Origin of the sequence: Cupriavidus necator, assembly GCF_016127575.1 — a bacterium.
GTDB classification, from domain to species: domain Bacteria; phylum Pseudomonadota; class Gammaproteobacteria; order Burkholderiales; family Burkholderiaceae; genus Cupriavidus; species Cupriavidus necator_D.
The window spans coordinates 537255-558344 of the sequence record NZ_CP066018.1; the positions used below are offsets into that span (position 1 = coordinate 537255).

Genomic DNA, 21090 nt, shown 5'->3' on the forward strand with positions numbered 1-21090 from the left:
CGTAATTATGTTGCCCCGCCTGCCGCGAAAAATGCCGACGCATTCAGCCTGCCTGGCGCCGTCCGCCCCGCCGTGGGTTTCCCCGCGCGGCGCGCCACCTTCCCCAGGGCTCCCCGCAAATGGAGGATCGCCTAGCCGCGCAATGTCGGGTAGCATTCGCCGTGACGTGAAAGCCCCGCAAGGGGCATTGATCCCTCTGCCCATGTTTTCGTACGCCTGCAGCCAAACGGCCGCCCAGCACCCGCTCGCCTCTTTCCGCACGCCCGTCGACGGGCCGGAGCTGGAGATCGTGCGGTTGTTCTGCGAGACGCTGCCCGCCCGTGCACCGCGCAACCGCGCCACGACCGTATTTCTTGAACCCAGGATCGCGGGCTGCTTTCCCGATGTGGTCATCGTGCAGTGGGATCCCGCCATTGCGGCGGCCTGGGTGCCTGCGCGGGAGCACCTGGAAAGCGGCGATACGTTCTGGCTGCACTACCTGCATCAGGTCGGCACCCTCGATCCCACCGTCCTGTGCGAGCGACTGGGCAGGAAACGCGGCCTGCAGACATGGGAACGCCTGCTTGCCGCAGAGGTGGGCCGGCAGGCCGGGGACCGGTTGCGGCGCAAGCCACTGGCCGAGACCTATGCGATCAAGCGCCTCGTGGCTGTGGAGGCCAAGATCGGCAACTGGCGCCGCGGCCTGGAGCAGGCCTTCCAGAACACGTGGTTCGCCTCCGAGTCATTCCTGCTGCTCGATCGGCTTGAGGGCAAGGATGACCTGTTTCTCCGCGCCGCCGACCTAGGTATCGGCCTGATCGAGCCGGCCCACGGCATCGACGACAGCCGGCTGCCCGCCCGATGCGGCAAGCATCCGGTCTCCCAGGCGTCCTGGCTCTTCAACGAGTGCGTGCGGCGCGACGGTCCAAACACGGCGAGCCGACACTAGATGCACGCGCCCCTGACCGATCTGCCTGCGGAATTCCAGCGTTTCCAGAATCTGCATTTCATTGCCTCGGGGGGACAGAAGATCGTCTTTCGCGGCACGTGCCCGCAGCATGGCGCCATCGTCCTGAAAGTGTTCAATCCGGGAACCGACATGGCGCGGTTCGAACGCGAACTGAGCGCGGTACAGCGCATCCAGTGCCCCCTGACGCCCACCATCCTGGAATCGGGCATGACCCGGCAAGGCGGCCAACCGATCCCGTACGTGGTCGAGTCGTTCATCCCCGGCGCATCGATTCAGCAGCACCTGGACGCCGGCAGCCTGCAGGACCCGAATGTCGTCCGACTGGCGACCGACATCCTCCAGGTGCTCACCCTGACCGAGCAACGCGGTATCGTGCATCGCGACATCAAGCCTGCCAACCTGCTCCTCCATGCCGACACGGGGGCGATCTGGCTGCTGGACTTTGGCATCGCGCGCCATCTTGACCGGACCGCCCTCACCGTGGGCCCCATCGGTCCCTGTACCGCCGGATTCGCGCCACCGGAGCAGTTCAACGCGCTCGCGGCCGAAGTCGACGTGCGCAGCGACCTGTTCGCCTTGGGCGTCACCCTTCATACCTGCATCGAAGGCCGCAACTTCTATTGCGAGGGCGCACGAGACCACGTGGAGGTCTTCCAGCGTGTGCAAAGCGTTCCCTTACCGCGGCTCACGCGCGAGCCTTGCGGTGTCGCGGGATTCGCCGACCTGGTGATGGCGCTCACGCAGATACGGCGCAGCCATCGGCCGCACTCGGCCGCCGAGGCACGTGACTGGCTCGCAGAACTGTTGGTCCAATACCAAGCATGAGACAACCGCCCGCCCGCGCCAACGGTTTTCGGGACGGGGAGATTCTGACAGGGGGACATTGCGGTGGAACTGCATCTGCAAATGGGGCACGGCATGATGGACCATTGCCGCGTGCTGGTCGGCGCATGGCGGGGCGGCACCGTCGTGCTGAGTCCGCGCGATCTGGACATGCAGCAAATGGTCCGCCTGTCGGAGGATCTGGCGAGAGATGGCGGACGGGTCCTGCTTGACCCGCAGATGTTCCTGCCGCAGGCCAGCCACCCACGGCTGGTCGGCCATGCGCACTGGGCGCAGGGCGGCAACCTGCAACAACCTGCCACCGTGGCGCACATCATGGAACGCCTGATCGACATGAATGCGGCATGCGGCGCGCAGCAGATCATCCTGCCTGGCGCCCTGGCCGCAAAGGTCGACGCCGCCTGGCTGGATGCCATGGCGCAGGTCGGCGAATGCGCCCAGCGCCTGGGCGTCGACAGTGCCCGCGCCATGCAGACCATTGCGCTGAGCTATGACGCTGTTCGCGATGACAAGCAGGTGGAAGCCGTTGTCGAGGCCATGGACGCCTGGCCCGCGCGCACCATCTATCTAATCGCCGAAGCCCCGTCGGGGGTCTATCTGGTGAACGATCCGACATGGTTCGCCAATATTCTGGACATCGTCGCCAGCGCCCGCTTGAGCGGAAAACAGGTCATGCTCGGCTATGCCAATCAGCAACTGCTGGTGGCCGCCTGCGCAGGCGCGAATGCCATCAGTTCGGGGACCTGGATGAACGTCCGTATCTTCATGCAAAATCGCTTCCTTGCCGCTGACGAGGAAGACCGGAAGACGCGCTCCACCTGGTACTACGCCCCCAATCTGTTCTCGGAGTACAGGATCCAGAATCTGGATATTGCCCAAAAGCTGGGCTTGCTCGACCATCTGCGCACACCGGACGATTTTGGCAGCGGGCATGCAGACGTCCTGTTCTCCTCGCTCCAGCCGACGCTGGCGGGCTTTGCCGAACCCAGTTCGTTCCGGCATTTCCTGCAGTGCCTGCGGACGCAAGCCCGCGCGGCCTCGCTGGGTTCATTCGAGAGCACGCTATCCAGTTACCGCCAGGCGCTCGACGCCGCCCAAGCAGTGCTCGAGCGCCTGGATAAAAAGTCCGTCTCAAGCAAGCAACGCAACATCCTGGCCAGCGAATGCATCGATGCCGTCCGCGCTGGCCTGCATGTCCTCGAACGGAACCACGGCCCTCGCCTGCGCAGGCTTTGGGGAAGACTGTCATAGCCAGCGCGACCCGCTTGTCCATGCGCAGCGGTTGACCTAAGCGCGCGTCCCCGATGACGCGGTGGTGGTCAAACGCCACCGCCCCCCTGACCTACCTGGCGACGCGCGGCTTGCCGATCGCCCGGCTCCGCCGCCGACGCCCTTTGCCCGGCGCCCGACACAGCCCAAGTCATGACGAGTTCGAAATATCAGTTTCTGGCGCCCACGGTGGCGCTCCTTTCCGACAAGGTCGTACTGGCCCAGGCCTGGAAGAAAACGCACACCTATATCCGCAAACATAACTGGTTTGCCGACACGCTCGAACTCGACACGTCGGCGGTCGATCTTGAGCAAACCTTGGAACAGTGGGCGCAAACGCTGCGCACAGGCCAATATCTTAACCAGGCGGCCAGGATGGTTCCCGCACCCAAAAGCGGCCGCTGGGTCATCGGCACCGTGCCCCAGCGGCCAGAGCCTGGCTGGTATCCCGTGGTCGACCCCGGTGAAGCGCCCGTTCTCCGGCCACTCGCGCATCTTCCCGTCCGGGAGCAGACCGTGGCCAGTGCCCTCATGCTCTGTCTTGCGGATTGCATCGAAACGCTCCAGGGGCCCACCATCGGGCATGCCGACTTCGCCGAGGCGCAGCGCATGGGCGTGTACAGCTATGGAAACCGCCTGCTGTGTTCCTGGACCGAGCTCCTGCCGGGGACGAAACATGCCCGGTTTCGTTGGGGCAACTCCGACATCTACACGCGATACTTCACCGACTATCAGCGATTCATCGACCGGCCCAAGTACTTTGCCGAACAGGCGCGCGACAAGGGTGGCACCGTGCTGCTCGTCAAGCTGGATCTGTCCGCTTTCTACGACAACATCGACGTTGGACGACTAATCGAGTCCCTGCGGCGACACTATGCGAAGTTTTGCGAAACATTTCCTGATTATCCCAAGCACGACGAGGATTTCCTCGCGGTGGCGCGCGAAGCCCTGACGCTGCGCTGGGATCCTCAGGACTCGACCTATGCGCCCCTGCTACGCGACCGCGCTCTACCCAGAGGTCTGGCGCAGGGTCTGGCCGCCAGCGGCTTCTTTGCCAACGCCTACCTGATCGACTTCGACAAGGAAATTGGACGTCAGCTCAACACCGCGATTCACTTCGAAGGAGACGAGTTCACTCTGGTGGACTACTGTCGGTACGTCGATGATCTGCGTATCGTCGTCTCGGTCGACGCCAGGCTGCCGCACACACACATCCCTGGCGTGATTACCCAATGGGTCCAGCGTATCCTGGACGTGACGGTGAACGAGCATGTCGAGGACGACCGCAACGTTCTGAAACTGAACGCACGCAAGACCGAGCACGAAGAGTTCGCGGCCGTCAGCGCGGAAAGTGGCGATGTGGCGGCCATGCGCCTGCTGCAGCAAAGCCTGAGTGGCCCGTTTGATCTGGAATCGCTCCAACAGACCTCGGCGGGCCTGAACGGCCTTCTCGCACTGGCCGAACTCAGCCGCGAGGCCGAGACAAGCGCTCCCTCGTCTTCGCCCTTGTCCCTCATCGAACGGCCCAAGCTACAGGTCAAGGACGATACGCTGACGCGGTTTGCAGCGTTTCGCCTTGTCAAAAGCCTGCGACTGAAGATGAGCTTTCTGGGCGAGGAGGCGGCCGGTGTCGCGCACGAATGCGAAGCCGTCGCGCGTCGCCTCGCGGCCGCCTGGGTCACGAATCCCGCCCTGGTGCAAGTGCTTCGCTACGCGTTCGGGATCTACCCGGCCGCCGACATCCTGCTCCCGGTACTCGAAGCGCTGCGCGACAAGCTCGACTGCCCGGTCGCGTTCGAGCGCCTCGTGGCCCAATACGTGCTTGCCGAACTCTTCCGGTCCGGGGCCACCGAGATTGGCTGGGATAGCGATGCCGGGCCCGGGCCGGATGTCGAGCACTTCCGGGACGCGCTGGCGGCCACCGCACATCAACTGCTGAATCGACGCGATTCCCCGTGGTACCTCCAGCAACAAGCCTCGCTCTTCCTGACGGTAACTGGTCGGCCGCTTGCGCCGCCCGAAGGAACGCCCGAGCTGCATCGTCACGCGATCGTTGCCGGACTGGTACAGGGCCATCCCGGCCCGGCACAGACCCTCCCGGCCGGCGACTTCGTTGCCCTCAGCTATGTCGCCTACCAGATCACGGGGTCGCAAGCGAATTTCAAGCGCGGGATCCAGGCCTGGTCCAAGGGGCGAAATCAGGAAGCGCTGCGGCTGGCGCGCGAGCTGTTGCGTCAGACCGATAGCGAACTGTACGACTACTGCTTCGCGCGCCCACCACGCCCAAGGCAACGCACACCAGCCGATATCACCGGTGCTGGAGACCACACGCGCCCTTCGGGTCCCCCTCTGCGCAACAGCGTCTGGCTGCCTTTGCAGGTGGTCTTCTGCCGCGCTCACAATCCGCTCCGCCAGGAGAATGCGCTGCTGAAGCTGGCGCTTGGCCTGGTGCGCTGTATGCGGAAAGCCGATACGCCCGAACAACTGCGACCGGACTTCATTCAGGTCCGCTGTGCCGATTGGGACAGACTATCCCATCCGCACGTTCACCTTGAAGTCAGCCCCTCGTTGCGGAAATCGCGCGAAACCCTGAACGCGCTCTATACCACGCCAGAATGGTGTGAGGGATTTGCGGCGTGGACCTACGCACTGGGCCGCGTGCTACGCGCCGCCGCCCTAGGCAACGTCGACTTCACCAGTCGCCGCTATGTGCTCGCCGGGGAGCCAAGCCCTTACACAGGCATTCGCTCGACCTGGCAGAAACGCCGCTTCGGCATGCATCATGCGTCCGGCTCGATTACCGGCCACGACGCCTCCGTCACCCCATGGTTCAGCGAACTGCTGTTGCAGCTCCTGCGATGGCCCGGCCTCGAAGTCGAGAGTCCACTGATCCCGCAGGCTGCCGCTATCGAGTCCTTCGACATACTGGAAACGATACTCTATGAACGGTTACAGGGGCAGAACGCCATTTTCGGACGCAGCTCCATGGTGCCAGTCTATCGCTTTCCGGTTCAGTTCCCCTTGCGGCGCGAGTCTCGCCTTCGCGTCGTGGTGGTACAGGGTCTGCTGCCGCAAGCTTCGCACTTCACGGAGTTTGGTAAGTGTCTGGACGGTAGCGACTACAGAGCCTGGCATCGGCAACACCTCGGCCTTTTGAGTGTCCTGATCAACCGGCACGTACGTACGCTCGCTCACGCAAAAGCAGAACCTGGCGAGGAAGCGGAGGGGCGGCCTTTCGTGGACCTCATCGTGTTCCCCGAGCTTTCCGTTCATGTCGAGGATTTCGATCTGCTACGTGCCCTGTCGGACGCAACGGGCGCCATCATCTATGCCGGCATGGTAGGAGAGCTGTCGCCAATAACGAGGGCACCGATCAATGTTGCCAAGTGGATCATCCCTCAGCGACGGGAAACGGGCCGGTCATTCCTCGTCATCAACCAGGGCAAGTTTCATCTTACAAAGGACGAGCGGGAGATAGGAATGGAGTCATGGCGGCCGTATCAGGCTATCATCGAGCTCCGCAGCGGGAGTCGCACCTACGCCATCAGCGGCGCCATCTGCTATGACGCCACGGACATCGCCCTCGCTGCCGACTTGCGCGACCAGTCCCACATGTTCGTGGTCGCCGCCATGAACAAGGACATCAAGACGTTCGATGGCATGATTAGCGCGCTCCGCTTCCACATGTATCAGCATGTGGTACTCGCGAATAGCGGTGAATATGGAGGCTCCACGACCCAGGCCCCCTACTCCAAGGAGCACCATCGCGTCGTGAGTCACATGCATGGCGGCCAGCAGATCGGGATCAGCGTTTTCGAGGTCGAGACGGACGACTTTGGTCCGGGTGGCAAGGCCTTCCCGAGCTCCGGAACAGGGAATGGCAAGACGCCACCGGCGGGACTGCGGCGAGTTCCATGGGGCACCACTTAAACGAAGCGTGCCTCAATCCGTGCGCTGGACCAACGTCGCAGCAGGAACTCGCGGGTTCCTGCGCCAAAACGATCGACTATGCCGGCGATCGTCCTAACATCGCCATTTGAATAAGTCATGTCCCTCGTAGGCATCCTCAGTTCGCCATCACAGCGACGCAGCTTTTTGCTCCTGTCTAGCATCCTTCTAGCCATCGGCCTCGTGGGCGTCTTTGCGATCGCCTTCTACGCGCCCAACACAGCCGTTTGGAACGCCGCCAACAGTCTATTCATCTCGATTGTCGCCGGTGGGGTCTTTGCGCTCGCCTCGGGCCTGTATATCCTCTATTTCTTTGTCGATCCCAACGACATGGCCGCGACCGCCATTCTGCTGCCGCAGGACATCGGTCAGGCACTCGAAGACATTGCGAATAAGGCCACCGATTACAAGATCTTCGTGCGAACCGGCAGGCATTTTCGAGCCGAAATTCTCCCTTTGCTTGTGAAGCAGGCACGGCGGAATCGGCTTCCGATCCGCGTCGAGATCATTCTCCTCGATTTCCGCGACGACACCCTCTGCACCAAATATGCAAGCTACCGCAAAACGTCATCCTTTGACCGCCAAGCCTGGAGCGCGCGATACGTGCAGCAAGAGGTGTTGGCGACGATCCTCAAGGTTATCGAAGTCTCGCGAGACAATCGGGGATTAGTTGACATTCAACTATTTCTCAGCAAGCGCCTGTCGACCTTCCGCATCGAGGGCTCTTCCGACGAGATTCTGGTCACCCGGGAGGACCCAAAGGACACTGCCGCTCGCTATCTGCGCAGTCATCGAGACTTTTCGGCATTCGTCAACGAGCTCTCCTGGATACGCGACGATGCCTACCGGATTGCAGCCAATGACGATGGGGCTCTCCCCACGACGCTTGCCGCGATGTTCGGAGACGATGCCCCTATCGCAGACATAGAAGCGCAAGCCGCACGCGCCATGACCTCGGCATCACCTTATGTCCGCTAAGCCTAGCTTCCCTTTGGAATGGGATCTGATTCGGGGTGAGCCAGTGACCGCACTTCAAGCCGCCATCAAGTCATGGCTGATGCGAGCGAAGCCGAACTGTCTGATTCACCCCCACGGCTTTTACGTCGTCATGCTGGGACGCGACGATTCGGCGGAATGGCGCCTGCATTTCTGGCCTCCCGGACGACGGCCGGTGACCGGAATGCCGGCTTACATCCACACGCACAATTGCCACGTGGACAGCCGGATCATCAAAGGTGAGATCACGAACATCCTCTATGACGTGGCCGAACGCCCGGCGGACGGGCAACCGCTCTATGAAGTCGACTACATCGGGGATCGATACGCCGCGGCGACGAGAAACGTTCTTCGGAAGACTGTCAACAGAGTCCAAGCCACGGCACGGGCGCAATGTACGTACGCATGCGGCGACGTGTACCATGTTGAGCGCGATACCTATCACCAGGCTATGGTTTCGGAGCAAATCCGCACGGCAACGTTGGTTTGCATGCGTGAACGCTCGCTTGGGCCCGTCAGGGTTGTCGGGCTTGATGGCTATCCGGAGATTATCTCTTTCACGCGCAACGAGTATCAATCGCTCGACTTTTGTGAATGGCTTTAGCAGTGAAAAGCCTTCTCCTCCGTGTTTGGCTTGGTTATCATAATCGCCAGCCGATAATTGATGCCGACTCGTGAAGATCAATCCGGCTGCATCTCCTGGCGTGCTCTGGCTTCGTGCGGCCGCACTTGCTTGATCCGACTCCAGCCCCCGGGTGCGGCCTTGAATTTCCAACGGATCTCAAGGCCGATAGTTCTCTCTCAGCTATCGGATGTCAACGAGAATCGAACGACACGGACGGGTAGTCTACAGCTTGTGTCCGAGTAGCGGAACTGCCTGACGTTCAGGCACTTATCGGTCAGGGATCGACGCTACGCAACGCGTAGACGATCGTTGCTCCAGCCGTTTCCAGGCCGTGTACTCCTCCTTGGCATTTTTTTCACCGTCAACGAATTGCCATGTCACTTCCCACCGATTTCGTTGCTGCGCTCGACTGCCCACCGTTCGCCGAGATCCTCGCAGAGTTGCGACGCAAGGATCGAGCACCCAAGTCGACGTTTCTTACCCTCAGAAACGAGGTCGCACCAAGCGATCTGTACTGCTATTTCCGCGCTCGATTTGGTCTTCCGAATGGCCCACAGAATTTTTTGCGGAATGACAGCTCGGACAACCTGATCCACTGGGAATGGATGCTACGGACGTCCACCGGTTGGGTGCTGTTCCAAGGGACGAACTTCCGGACGATCGTCCTCCTTCTTGACACTCACGGCATCAGCCAAGCCGACATGCCAGCCCTGGCCACTCAGATCAAGGCCGATTTCGCGGGTCACGGCAAGCAGATGGCTCAGTTGCGAAAGTCGCTCGAAGACTGGACCGAGTTCGTGAATCCGTATCAGCGGATCCGCAGTTCAGTCAACTCGCTCCTCCGCGAACTGGACGCTTTGAACCTTTGCCCCGAAGATGAGGCAATCCCGGACATCACGAGCGCCCACCAGGAGCTTGACACCGACTGGTCTGAGGTGGCCGCAAGATACTCAAAGGGCCTTGGCCTATGCTTCGGCATCCGATCGATGCTCCCGGTAATGGCCGAAGCTTTCGTCAATCTCCTGCTGTTCGCCCTCATGCGGCCCGAACTAAAATCCGACGAGAGACTGCGAGACAACGCGATCCGCCAGCCCATCGACGTTCGCATCAAAAGTCTCTCCATGACCTGCATCGGCTTCGCGTCTCCAGTGGACTACAAGCATGCAGCGTTCAAGGCGTATCACACCCTGATGAATGAGAGAAACGACCTGCTTCATGGCAATGTTGTACTTGAGAAACTCAAGTTTAATGAGGTCTATTTCAACGGCCGCGCTCCCATCTTCAAGCACTACAGATCGCTATGGGAGCGCACAGTCGGTGTCGATATTCAGGCTGTTGGCCTGCACCGACTGGCGCACGAAGTCCAGGTCGTAGACAGCATGTTGGCTCAGTTGAAGACTCACCTTACTCCGACGACACGCAAGTTCATCGAACAAGTGTCTGAGCAACGCGACCTTGCCGTTGACGAAGGGAGGGGAAAGTTCGGTGTGCTGTTCTCCCGGCGGCTCGTCGACATGCTCGTGCCAGGCGGCAGTGAAGCCGACCCGGTTATTGTGTCCTAATTTGGGGACGACCGGGTTCGACAGCGAACTAAGCGTCGTTCGCGATCTCCCCAAGGCAACTCGCCTTCGAGCAAGCCTGATCTGCCTCTCGCAATCATCGCAATCAATTGGCGAGGATCATGCAGCAAGGGGCACCGAGAGCTTCGGCATCCGAACGGCTTAATGACCGGGGGACGGCCAACAGCGCCGTTCTCTGCCTCGCCATGACTTACAGTAGCCGCTGCGAAGCAGATGCTGGTAAACGAAACGCGGTACAGCAGGAATGGGCAGTAGAGACTGCCGCCCTTCCCTTTCGGCCGCATGTCTGATTCCAGGACCGTCATTCGCACCTACTTAGATGGGTGGCCGCAGTGGCTTCTACATCGGACCATTGAGATAAGGGGGGATATCGCAACGGCTCAAGGCCGACTTCCGGCTAGGGACACCCCGCTCTAACTAGGCTCACAGGCAGCTCTCGGCCAGTTTGAGACACCGGCTCTCCCATTCTCGATGTCCGAGCTGGCCGATTTTGCGACATTCGGGTCGGACCACACCTATGGCCGCTCCTGGTCCAGTCCCGTCAATCATCTCACCGCGGCATATGTGGGCCGTGCCAGCCTGCATCAAATGAGAGCACTAACTAATCGAAGCCCTTACGCATGCAGCCCCAAACGGAATTGTCCTACCCTTCATCGAAGAAGGTCGTTGCGTTCTCCGACGCGCGTGGGCAAGCGTACGCGGCCCGAACGGTTTGCTATTGAGATGAAATTCAAGCGAGGACAGCGCCCTATGGGCACTCGGATACCGCAGGGACACTGCCGAATCGCTGTGTCATCCAGTCCAGTGCAACCGGCAAGCCGAGAAGCAGCCCAGTGGCGTGTTCGGTCGCGCCGATGGTCCGGAACGCCACGTTGCCACCGCGCGCACACCAGGCGGCAAACAGCTTCTGGTTCTGCCCAAAGGGGATGATCTCGTCGAGGGTTCCCGCGTACACCAATGCCGGTACGGCAGGCACGCCATTGCCGCTCTGGTTCTGCGCCATGCGCGCCAGCCAGTCGGCGCGGTTCAGGATGGCTGGAGCCTGGACGAGGACCGAGTCAGACAGGAACGGATAGCTGGCAGTCACGTCAAGCAGGCATTTTGTGCCGCGAAAGTCGGCAATCACCGACTGCCCATAGGGTGTGAGGATCGATGAGAGGCCAAGTTCAGGGTAGGCGGCATTCAGGCCCATCAGCGCAATCGGCCCTACCCCGCCGAACGGGCCACCATTAACGTTCGCATATACATCAGCGATGCTGAATGGCCCAGCTCCTGCGGCAACGCCCCGCACATTCAGACCGGGGGCATATGCGGGCTGCAGTTCGGCCGCGAAAGCCGCTGCATGGCCACCCTGGGAATAGCCCATGATGCCGACGGGGGCGTTCGCCGACAGGCCCGCCCCGCTCAACTGCTGCGCCGCCAGTGCCGCGTCGAGGACGGCTTGCCCTTCGGCCTTGCCGATCCCCCAGGTGTGATCGCCCGGTGTACCAAGACCCTGATAGTCCGTCATCGCGATCGCCCAACCGCGGGCGAGGGTTGCCGGCGTCGCGCCGGCAATCGTCGCTTCATATTCCGTGCTCAGCGCGTACTGGTGCGAGGGCGCGCAGTTGTCGGCCTGGCCCTGCGTTCCTGGAGCCCACGCAATAACCGGCCGGGGGCCGGAGAGCCATGGCGTAAAGGGCACCAGCACGGTGCCGGTGATGGCAATCGGCAAGCCATTGACGTCGTTGGACTTGTACATGACCTGCCAGCCGTAAGCCAGCAATCCAACCGGAATGAATGGACGGGAGCGAATCAGCGTGCCATGGGGCCCGCTCGGCAACGGCTGGGGCGGCGTGTAGAAGGCATCGCTCCTCGGGTCGTCGAGCGGGCCGGCTAGCGCCGGCGCGCCAGCCAGGACACACAGCGCCATGGCAATCGCCAGGACTGCGCGTGCCGCGCCCCCGGCAAGGGCCATGCCAGGAGCGCGAGACATTACGCGGATCCACAACGGTCTTGCAGTACGACGAGTCATGCGTCTTCTCCTGTCAGGTTTGCTGGCGCAGGCGCGCGAAGGCGCCGTGCCTCATGGAATCCGCTGGCTGATGGCGTGCGCCGCAACGCATACAGCCATCAGGCAACCACATGCATGCCCGGCTGTGAGGCCTGGCGTGTACTGCCGCAGCGCAATGTCCAGCCGACAAACGGATCGCCGGCGTGGCAACTCATCACCCAGCGCGCCCCGCAGGTGCTGCAGCGGTGCTCGCACCGCAACACCGCCAGGTGCGAGGAGTAGTGCCGGCGGGACGCGGCGGAAAGAGCATAGAGGCGCGAATGGCCGGTTCCGCGCCTGGGGTCCTCCGACAGTCGGGCGCAGTCCGCGCACAGCGCCTGCGGATTCGGTGAAGCACCGGCCACCAGGTCAGCCTGGACTGGCAGGCACTGGCCGTCACCGGCGCGCAGGCGGCGGTAGAAGTCCCAGCGCCGCATGACCGCCCAGTAGAGGACGCGCAGCAGTTGGCCCTCCGACTGCATTGCCGTGGCGAAGCATCGATCAACGTGCTGCTCCAGCAGGATCCCGAGCTCGGCTGCCGAGGCAAAGCAGACAAGTTGCTGCTGCCCGATGCTGTTGATCATCCAGTCATCGAAGACCTCTGCCAATGCGGCGCTATAGGCCTCGCTGCCCAGACGCCCGGCACAGGCGGCGAGCGCATTCGCGCGCCGGCTGGCGCGGCGAATCTCGTGCCGCAAGGAGGTGAGCCTCGCCAGCACGGCGCCGCCGGTGCTCTCGCTGTTGTCGTTGCCACTCACATTCCATCTCCTGCCGGCCGACGCCATAGCGCGTGCGGCCTAACGGTGCCTCCAGCGGAGGTCAGCCAGATCGCCGGACAGCGCCCTTCAGGCCGGCTTTCCGGTCGCCGCTGCCGCACGGCCCGCCGCTTCAAGTGGCACCTTGACGCTCTCCAGGGCACCACCGCCGTCGCACGGCACAAGCGCGCCCGAGATGTACCCCGCATAGGGCGATGCCAGGAACAGTGCAAGATTGGCGATATCGTCCACGGTGCCAAAGCGCTGCATCGGCACGCTGGATTGCGCAGCGGCGCGCTCCGCCTCGGTGGGCGCCATCAACCGCCGGAAGCCCTCCGTACCCTCGATCGGCCCTGGCGAGATCGAGTTGATGCGGATGCCATCACCGCCCCATTCGAGCGCGAGCACGCGCGTAAGTTGGTCGACCCCCGCCTTGGCGGCACTGGCGTGCGCCTGGTAGCGAATCGGCACGAAGGACTGCGGAGCCGTGATATTGATCACCGCCGCGCCTGGCTTGCGCAGGTGGCCATAGGCCTGGCGCAGCACGTGGAAAGTGCCGACCAGGTCGATGTCGACCACCACGCGAAATCCGTTCGACGACATGTCCTTCGCCTCGCACAGAAAATTGCCCGCAGCACCGGAAATCAGCACATCGACAGGGCCGAAGCGTTCGACCGCTTCGGCGAACGCCCGGCCTACCGCATCGAAATCGCGCACATCGGCGCAGACCCCAAGGACCGGCCCGCCAAGCTGTGCGAGCTGCTGGTGCGCGGCATCGACGTTCTCCTGCTTGCGGCTGGCCACTGTCACGCTGGCGCCTTGCCTGGCGAACGCCTGGGCGATGCCGAAGTTGATGCCAGTGGTGCCGCCGAACACGAAGATGTGGCGACCGGTAAAATCGAGATTGACTTGCATTGACTTACCTCGTGAAGAACGCCACCAGGGCCGTAACGGCCTGGCGTCCCGTTGTCAGTCGAACCTGGGCGCCCGCCTGTCGATAAAGGCAGCAATGCCTTCGGCGGCATGAGCACTGGCAGCGGACTCAACCATCAGGCTGTGCTCAAGATCGAGCTGCACGCGCAGTGTTCTCTCGTGCGCACCGTCAACCAGTTGCTTGATCCGCCCCAGCGCTCCGGTCGCGCCGTGCGCCAGTGCTTCAGCCAGCGCATCCGCGCGTGCCGGAAGCCCGGCATCCGGGACCACCTCGCTCACGATCCCCATCTCCAGGCACTGCCTGGCGGAAAGCGCCCCATTGGTGAAGAAGAGTTGCTTGGCGCGCATGGCGCCGACGCGGCGCGTCAGGAACCAGGACGAACCGGCATCTGGCGTGAGCCCGATGGCGGAATAGCCGCCGCGCAGCTTCATCGACTCGGCCGCCAGCACGATATCCGCGCAAAGCGCCAGGCCGATGCCGCCGCCGCCGACCGGCCCGTTGACCGCACTGACCACTGGAACCGGCAGCGTGGCGAGCTTGTACAGGGCAGTATGCAACGGGCCGAGCAGTTCTTCGAGCATGGACGGCAGGCCTGCGCCGGCGTGGAGGAAGGCGTCGATGTTCCCACCGGCGCAGAACTGCCGCCCCGCAGCACGCAGCACGACCGTGCGTACCGCCGTGTCGGTCGCCACCTCGTCGATGCACCCGATCAGCGCGCGCGCCGCCTCGGTGTCGATGGCGTTGCCCCGCTCGGGCCGGTTCAGCGTAATGGTGGCGACGGCACCTTGCCGCGTCAGAAGGACGGGTTGGTCCATGTTCAGGCTCCCGGAGATGATGTCCAGTGGTCGAAATGAGCAGATCCGCGGCTCAGCCCTGGCGCTGCAGGATCGCGACTGATACCGCAGTGCCCAACCCGCCGTTGTGCTGCAGCGCCGTGCGGGCGCCCTCGACCTGCCGCTGGCCGGCGCTGCCACGCAATTGGGTGGCGAGCTCGGTGATCTGCGCCAGCCCGGTCGCGCCCAGCGGGTGCCCCTTGGACAACAAGCCACCTGACGGACACACCACCACCTGGCCGCCGTAGGTGTTGCGTCCCTCGACCACGAAGCGCTCAAGGTCTTGCTCTTCGCAGAAGCCCAGGCACGCGTAGGTGAGCAACTCGTTGCTGACGAAGCAGTCGTGCACTTCCGCCACGTCAATGTCCAGCGGCGCCACGCCGGCCATGGCGTATGCGCGGTCAGCCGTGCGGCGCGCCGCGCCCCGGCTCAGCGCATCGGGCACGTTGGGCGGATCGAGGTCGGCAGAAATATCGCTGCCTATTTCGTGCGCGAGGATCGCCACGTCCATACGCAGCCCGTGGCGTCGCGCAAACGGCTCGCTGCACACAATCACGGCGGCGGCGCCACAGCTCGGCGGGCAGGCGTAGAGCTTGCGCAGGCGCCCCCAGACCGTGGGGGCGGCCAGCACCGCTTCGACTGTGAGCGGGTCGCGGAAGATCGCGTAGGGGTTGTGCCTGGCATGTGCGCGCGCCTTGACCGCAATGCGCGCGAACACCTCGTCCGGGATATGCAGTTCGCGCGCCGTCCATTCGAGCTGCGAGCCGAACATCATCAGCGCTGGCGGCAACGCGCGTTCCGCTTCACCAAAGCCCATCGCCACCGCCACGCTCTCGCGGTGGCGCTCCAGCGGATCGGCATGGCCTGGAAACACCCGGTCCAACGCGCCGGGCTGCATTTGCTCAAAGCCGACCGCAAGCGCGCATTCCGCCGCGCCTGCCAGCACTGCCTGCCGCGCCAGGTACAGCGCCGAAGAACCCGAAGCACAGTTGTTGTTGACGTTGGTGATCGGGATGCCGGTCATACCGACCCGGTAGAGCGCGCGTTCCCCCGAGCACGAGTCTCCGTAGACGAAGCTCGCGAAAGCTTGGTCCACCAGGCTGTAATCGATGCCGGCATCGGCCAGGGCGGTGCGCACCGCCTTTTCGGCCATCACGTCATAGGGGTCGCTCTGGCCGGGGCGCCTGAACGGCACCATCCCGACGCCGGCGATCAGTACATTGCTGCTCATGGATCTCCTCGTCCCTGTAATCAGATGCTGCGGTTCTGCACGGTCCAGTACGGGGTTCGCAGGTCCTTCTTCAGCACCTTGCCGTTGGGGCTGCGCGGCAGGGTGGAGACGAAATCCACCGACTTCGGTGCCTTCACGCTGCCCAGCCTTTCCTTGCATAGCGCAATCAACTCCTCGCCGCTTACGTCCATGCCCGGGTTCAGTTCGACCACGGCCTTGACGGCCTCGCCCCAGGTGGCGTCCGGCACGCCGATCACCGCACAGTCCTGCACCGCGGGGTGGGCCCAGATCACCTGCTCGACTTCGCTGGGGTACACATTGAAGCCACCCGTGATGACCATGTCCTTCTTGCGGTCCGTGATGCGCAGGTAGCCGTTGCCATCGATGTGCCCGATGTCGCCGGTGTGCAGCCAGCCGTCGATGATCGCCTCAGCCGTCTTCTCCGGCGCCTTGTAGTAGCCCTTCATCACCAGGTCCCCGCGCACGCAGATCTCGCCGGTCTCGCCGGTGGCAAGCGGCTCGTTGCGCGCGTTCATGATCGCCACGCGCACCAGCGGGCCGGGGCGGCCGCATGAAAGCAGCCGCGCTTCGTCGGCGATCTCGCCGCCGGAGAAGTTTTCCTCGGGCCGCTTGATCGCGATCGATCCTGGCGCCTCGGTCTGGCCGTAGGCTTCCATCATGACCGGCCCGAACACCGCCATCGCACGGCGCAGCTTTTCGGCCGACATCGGTGCCGCGCCGCAGATGAAGTACTTCAGCGAGGAGTAGTCGTGCTCCCCGATGCCCGGCATGTCGAGCAGCCGATAGATCACGGTCGGCGGCAGGAAGAACTCGCTGACCCGGTGCTTCTCGATTGCCTTGACCAGCGCGGCAGGATCCGGCTTGGTCAGTACCACCACCGTGCCGCCACGCGCGGTACACGGCAGCGACAGCACACCCGCCGTGTGCGTCATGGGCGCGGCGGCCAGGTTCACGATCTTCTCGTCGGCGCGGTAGCTGCAGGCGATCATGAACTGCGCGCAGAAGGCCTGGAAGCTGCGATGGGTGTTCATCACCCCCTTGGGCAGCCCCGTCGTGCCGCCGGTTGGCATCACGGCGATCGTGTCATCCGGCTCGTACGAAACCTCCGGCCTAGTCGCCGGTTGCCCCGCAATCCAGTCCGGCAGTGCGCTCGCGCCTGGCACGGCTTCTTCAATGCAGACATAGAGCCTGACCTTGGGCAGCTTCGGGCGCATCGCCTCTACCACAGGCGCGAACGCCTTCTGGAAGAACAGCACTTCGCAGTCGAAGGCGTTCAGCAATTGATGGTTCTCCTCCGTCGAGCCGCGCGGATTGACCGGCATCCATGCCATGCCGGCACGCCACAGGCCCAGCGTGCAGGTCCACGCGGTGGGATGGTTGGCGCCCAGCACCGCACCGATCTTGCCGCGCCCCATGCCCGCCGCGAGCAGCGCGTGTGCGATGCGGCATGAGAGCGTGCCAACTGCATCGAAGGTGAACAACTCGTCGTCCATCACGTAGGCCGCAGCATCGGGATCGATCTGCCAGCCGCGGTCGAAGAAATCGATGATCGCCATATCTTGTCTCCTGAGTTCCGGCTAGCGCCAGCGCGTGCCGGATCTCGATCAGGCGCTGTCGCCGACTGGTTTGAAGTAGCGGATGTCCCAGATGTTGCCCATGCACTCGTCCGCCAGCACCGCGCGCACGCGCATGCCGGTCTTCACGGCCGCGGCGTCGACGTCGCCGAGGTAGTGCGCCAGCGCCGTGTCAGCGCCATCTAGGCGGATGAGCGCGAGGACATAGGGGCGGGCCACGGGTTGCAGCATCCCGGGCTCGCGCACGATGGTGAAAGAGACCACCGTGCCGGTGTCGCTGACATCGACCCAGTCCTTCAGTTTGGCAAAACACTCTGGGCAGGACAGCCGCGGCGGCACATAGCTGCGCGCGCAGGCAGCGCAGCAGGTCGCGGTGATCCTGCCGTGGTCGCGCAGCGCAGCGAAGAAGCGGCCATTGGTCTCGCCCACGTCGTAGTTGATGTCGGCATACAGCACCGGCTGGCGCAAAATGGCGGGTTCCGCGTCTTCCAGGTATGCGGGATACATTGCCTTAGTCTCCTTGTGTTGTGGCAGGGTCGCGCACCGGCTCCCAGTAAAGGATGTCGGTCATCAACCCCTTGCGTTCGGCCTCGGGCCGGAACACGGCGCGCACACGCATGCCGTTGTGCACCTTGCTCAGGTCGGTTTCGCCAATGTAGTGCCACAGGAAGCCGGCATTGCGGCCCGGCGAATCGACCATCAGGACGCCGACGGGATAGGCGCTTGACTGCACCGACAGATCGTTGGTGTCGATGAATGGCATGTTGAACGACATGAAGCCCGCCACCGTGGCCTCGGGCCCCATCTCCACCCATTGCGGATCCTCGAAGTTCTCGCCATGGCAGACGCTGCAAACGGCCTGCGGCGGCAGCATGCTGAAGCCGCAATGGCGGCAGACCATGCCCATGAGGCGGCCGTTGTCGCGCATTTCGCGGGAAAACCTGCCGTTGAACAAGCCCAGCGGGTACTCCATGAAGAAGGGCGTTCGCAGGCGCGTCGGCGGCACGGGAAGGGTTTCGGGTTGCTCGGTGCTCATTGCCTTTCCTCCTTACTTGTCCTTGGACAGCAGCATCAGCGGCGTCCAGCCGGTGCCGCCGAAGCCGGTGGCCAGGCCAAGCCTGACATCGCGCGGGACCTGGTGCTCGCCGGCATCGCCGCGGATCTGCAGGGCCAGTTCGCCATAACGCAGCAGGGTCGAGGGAACGCCCGGGTTGGTACACGTGACCCCGCCTGATGGATTGATTGGCAGTTCGCCATCGATATCGGTGGCGCCGGTGCCCATCAGCTTCCACGCCTGGTTCGGCTCGCACAGGCCCATGGTTTCCATCCACACCAGTTCGGCCCAAGTGCAGGGCTCGTACATCTCGATCACATCGAGCTGTTTGGCGGGATGCGTGATGCCGTTGCGCTTGTAGAGCACTTCGCACGCCTTGGCCAGGCTCGGCAGCACGCAACGCTCCCTGGGGGCGATGAAGTCCTGCAGCGCGGCCCAGTGCTGCGCGGAGTGGATGGTGACCATGTCCTTCACCCATACCGGCTTTTTGGTGAGCTTGTGCGCCACGTCCTCGCTGGCGAAGATCATCGCCGCCGAGCCTTCGGTGATCGGGCACATATGGAGCTGGCGCATCGGCGCCGTCAGCATCGGCGAGTTGAGCACGTCTTCCACGGTCAGGTGCTCGCGCAGATGCGCATAGGGGTTTTTAAGCGCGTTGTTGGCGGCCTTGACCCGGGCGATGGCAACCGCTTCCTCGGTGCAGCCGGACAGCTTGACATAGGAGCTCGCCATCAGGGAAAAGGTCCCCACGGCGCCCACGCTGCACCATTTTTCGGTGAGCGCGTGCAGGCCGGAATTGATCGCCGCCTGCAGGAACGGCCCGCGCGGCAGCGTGCCGGGCGGCGGGCCGACGAACTTCGCCGTTGCCGACACCAGCGCGACGTCACAGGCGCCGGCTGCGATATGGTGTACAGCCGACAGCGCCGCCGACCCGCCCACGGTGCCGCCGGTTTCGATCTTGACCACGGGCTTGCGGCGGTGCCCGACCCAGTCGGCCAGCTCCATTTCCGACTCCGCCGTGCCCGACACGTAGTCGATGTCGGCCAGCACGATCTCGTCGACCTGCTTCATCGTGATCTGCGCATCTTCCAGTGCCCGCCGCACGGCCTGGTTGGCTAGCTCCGCCTTGCTCAGCGGGCTGCGCGCCATCATCTCCGTCTGGCCGAAGCCGACGATTGCCACTCTGCGATTCATTCCGTTTCTCCGTTGCCGCGCCGTCTTGCGTCGTCCCGCCTCACCTGGCGGGCCTCATGGCGTGGTGCCCAGAACCATGACCTGCTGCAATTGCCCGCAAGGCCCCGAAGCCAGATGGGCAAGCCCCGTGCGTGCACCGTCCACCTGGCGCGCACCCGCCTCGCCGCGCAGTTGCAACACGATCTCGGCAATACGGGCCATGCCGATGGTGGTATGGGAACAGCCGGACAGCGCGCCACCGGAAAGATTGACGGGCTGATGGCCACCCCGGCTGCTCATGCCGGATTCCAGCCAGCGGCCGCCCTGGCCGGCGTCACACAGGCCTAGCCCCTCGTAAGTCATCAGCTCCTGGTAGGAGAACTCATCGGTCACTTCGAGCAGATCGATCTCCTTGCGCGGATCGCTGATGCCGGCCATGCGGTAAGCCTTGTTCGCCGCGATCGTCAGCACCTCGGATTCCGCGAGGTCGCGATCCCCCAGGTAGTAGCCGTCGCAGCAATTGGCCTGCCCCTTGATCCAGACGGGCTTGCTGGTCAGTTGCCGGGCCCGCTGCTCGCTGGCCAGCAGCATCACGATGGCGCTGTCGCCGAACGCACGCGTCTGCAGCGCCGTGATCGGATCCGACAGGGCTTTCGAGCCGAGCACGTCGGCAACGCTGTAGTCGCCCGCCCGCAGCGCCAGCGGGTTGTCCTTCGCGTGGCGCAGGTTCTTCACGGACACCCCGGCACATTGCTTGGAGGTGACACCGTACTTCTCCATGTAGCGGTTTGCCTGTAGTGCGGCAGCCTGCACGTTGTCGAGGCCGAGCGGCCGGCAGAAGAAGGGATCGAAGACCTTGTTCTCGATTGCATTGCCCCCGCTGCGGCTGGTGGAGTCGTGGCATACAGCGACCACGAGCACCGTTTCAAACTCGCCGGAGGCGATCTGCCAGGCCGCCTCAAGGACGCCGACGGCGCCGTCCTGGTCGATCTTTTCATCGGGACGCAGGTTCGCGCCGGCAACGTCCACCACCAGCGAGGCCGAGAATGGCCGCGCGATGCGCGAGTGTTCGTGGCAGATCAGGCTTGCGTCGATCCCGCCCTTCTCATAGGCCGGCAGGAACCGCAGGCCGGTTTCCTGCAGCACCGGACGGATTGCCTGGTAGGCCAGTTCCTCGGGCGAACACGCCCGCTTCTCGTTGTAGTTGACTTGTGCCATCGAGACGATGGCGACACGGTTTGACATGCTCATCTTGTTGCCCTCGAGCTGTTGA

At 63.5% G+C, this 21090-nt stretch carries 17 protein-coding genes; 7 read left to right on the forward strand and 10 right to left on the reverse strand.

Annotation, left to right across the window (positions count from 1 at the left end; genetic code table 11):
* Positions 1–202 precede the first annotated feature (202 nt).
* From I6H87_RS02590 to I6H87_RS02620, 7 genes are all read left to right on the forward strand, one after another.
* Positions 203–928 (forward strand): hypothetical protein, encoded by a 726-nt coding sequence (locus I6H87_RS02590; RefSeq protein WP_041687219.1) that lies wholly within the window; start codon positions 203–205, stop codon positions 926–928.
* Positions 929–1774, forward strand: coding sequence for a serine/threonine-protein kinase (locus I6H87_RS02595; RefSeq protein WP_011614775.1), 846 nt, complete (start codon positions 929–931; stop codon positions 1772–1774).
* A gap of 63 nt (positions 1775–1837) precedes the next feature.
* A complete protein-coding gene (locus I6H87_RS02600) occupies positions 1838–3043 on the forward strand; it encodes a hypothetical protein (protein ID WP_011614774.1) in 1206 nt (401 codons plus the stop codon).
* Positions 3044–3214: 171 nt separating this feature from the next.
* Entirely contained in the window at positions 3215–6991 is a 3777-nt protein-coding gene (locus I6H87_RS02605; RefSeq protein WP_062804588.1) for an RNA-directed DNA polymerase, read from the forward strand.
* A gap of 117 nt (positions 6992–7108) precedes the next feature.
* Entirely contained in the window at positions 7109–7987 is an 879-nt protein-coding gene (locus tag I6H87_RS02610) for a hypothetical protein (protein WP_041687211.1), read from the forward strand.
* Between the two features lie 43 nt (positions 7988–8030).
* Positions 8031–8609 carry a hypothetical protein gene (locus I6H87_RS02615; protein WP_136227748.1) on the forward strand — a complete coding sequence of 193 codons (579 nt, stop codon included), beginning with the start codon at positions 8031–8033 and terminating at the stop codon, positions 8607–8609.
* Positions 8610–9004: 395 nt separating this feature from the next.
* The gene (locus I6H87_RS02620; protein WP_011614768.1) at positions 9005–10192 is read left to right on the forward strand and encodes a hypothetical protein; all 1188 of its coding nucleotides are present in this window, start codon (positions 9005–9007) and stop codon (positions 10190–10192) included.
* A 766-nt stretch (positions 10193–10958) separates the two neighbouring features.
* On the opposite strand, the gene I6H87_RS02625 is transcribed toward I6H87_RS02620, so the two are convergent.
* From I6H87_RS02625 to I6H87_RS02670, 10 genes are all read right to left on the reverse strand, one after another.
* Positions 10959–12224, reverse strand: a complete 1266-nt coding sequence (locus I6H87_RS02625; protein WP_081225768.1) for a lipase family protein — start codon at positions 12222–12224, stop codon at positions 10959–10961.
* 98 nt (positions 12225–12322) lie between these two features.
* The gene (locus tag I6H87_RS02630) at positions 12323–13027 is read right to left on the reverse strand and encodes a hypothetical protein (RefSeq protein WP_011614766.1); all 705 of its coding nucleotides are present in this window, start codon (positions 13025–13027) and stop codon (positions 12323–12325) included.
* Between the two features lie 60 nt (positions 13028–13087).
* Positions 13088–13912, reverse strand: a complete 825-nt coding sequence (locus I6H87_RS02635; protein WP_011614765.1) for an SDR family oxidoreductase — start codon at positions 13910–13912, stop codon at positions 13088–13090.
* Between the two features lie 54 nt (positions 13913–13966).
* Positions 13967–14746 carry an enoyl-CoA hydratase/isomerase family protein gene (locus I6H87_RS02640; protein WP_011614764.1) on the reverse strand — a complete coding sequence of 260 codons (780 nt, stop codon included), beginning with the start codon at positions 14744–14746 and terminating at the stop codon, positions 13967–13969.
* A 52-nt stretch (positions 14747–14798) separates the two neighbouring features.
* Complete coding sequence (locus I6H87_RS02645; RefSeq protein WP_011614763.1) at positions 14799–15995, reverse strand: lipid-transfer protein; 1197 nt, start codon at positions 15993–15995, stop codon at positions 14799–14801.
* A gap of 20 nt (positions 15996–16015) precedes the next feature.
* Positions 16016–17572 carry a class I adenylate-forming enzyme family protein gene (locus I6H87_RS02650; protein ID WP_011614762.1) on the reverse strand — a complete coding sequence of 519 codons (1557 nt, stop codon included), beginning with the start codon at positions 17570–17572 and terminating at the stop codon, positions 16016–16018.
* A 48-nt stretch (positions 17573–17620) separates the two neighbouring features.
* The gene (locus I6H87_RS02655; protein WP_011614761.1) at positions 17621–18097 is read right to left on the reverse strand and encodes a Zn-ribbon domain-containing OB-fold protein; all 477 of its coding nucleotides are present in this window, start codon (positions 18095–18097) and stop codon (positions 17621–17623) included.
* A 4-nt stretch (positions 18098–18101) separates the two neighbouring features.
* Positions 18102–18626: a Zn-ribbon domain-containing OB-fold protein gene (locus I6H87_RS02660; RefSeq protein ID WP_011614760.1), complete on the reverse strand. Its 525-nt coding sequence runs from the start codon at positions 18624–18626 to the stop codon at positions 18102–18104.
* Positions 18627–18638: 12 nt separating this feature from the next.
* Positions 18639–19838, reverse strand: a complete 1200-nt coding sequence (locus tag I6H87_RS02665) for a thiolase C-terminal domain-containing protein (protein ID WP_011614759.1) — start codon at positions 19836–19838, stop codon at positions 18639–18641.
* Between the two features lie 54 nt (positions 19839–19892).
* Complete coding sequence (locus I6H87_RS02670; RefSeq protein ID WP_231881389.1) at positions 19893–21035, reverse strand: thiolase family protein; 1143 nt, start codon at positions 21033–21035, stop codon at positions 19893–19895.
* Between the last annotated feature and the right edge of the window lie 55 nt (positions 21036–21090).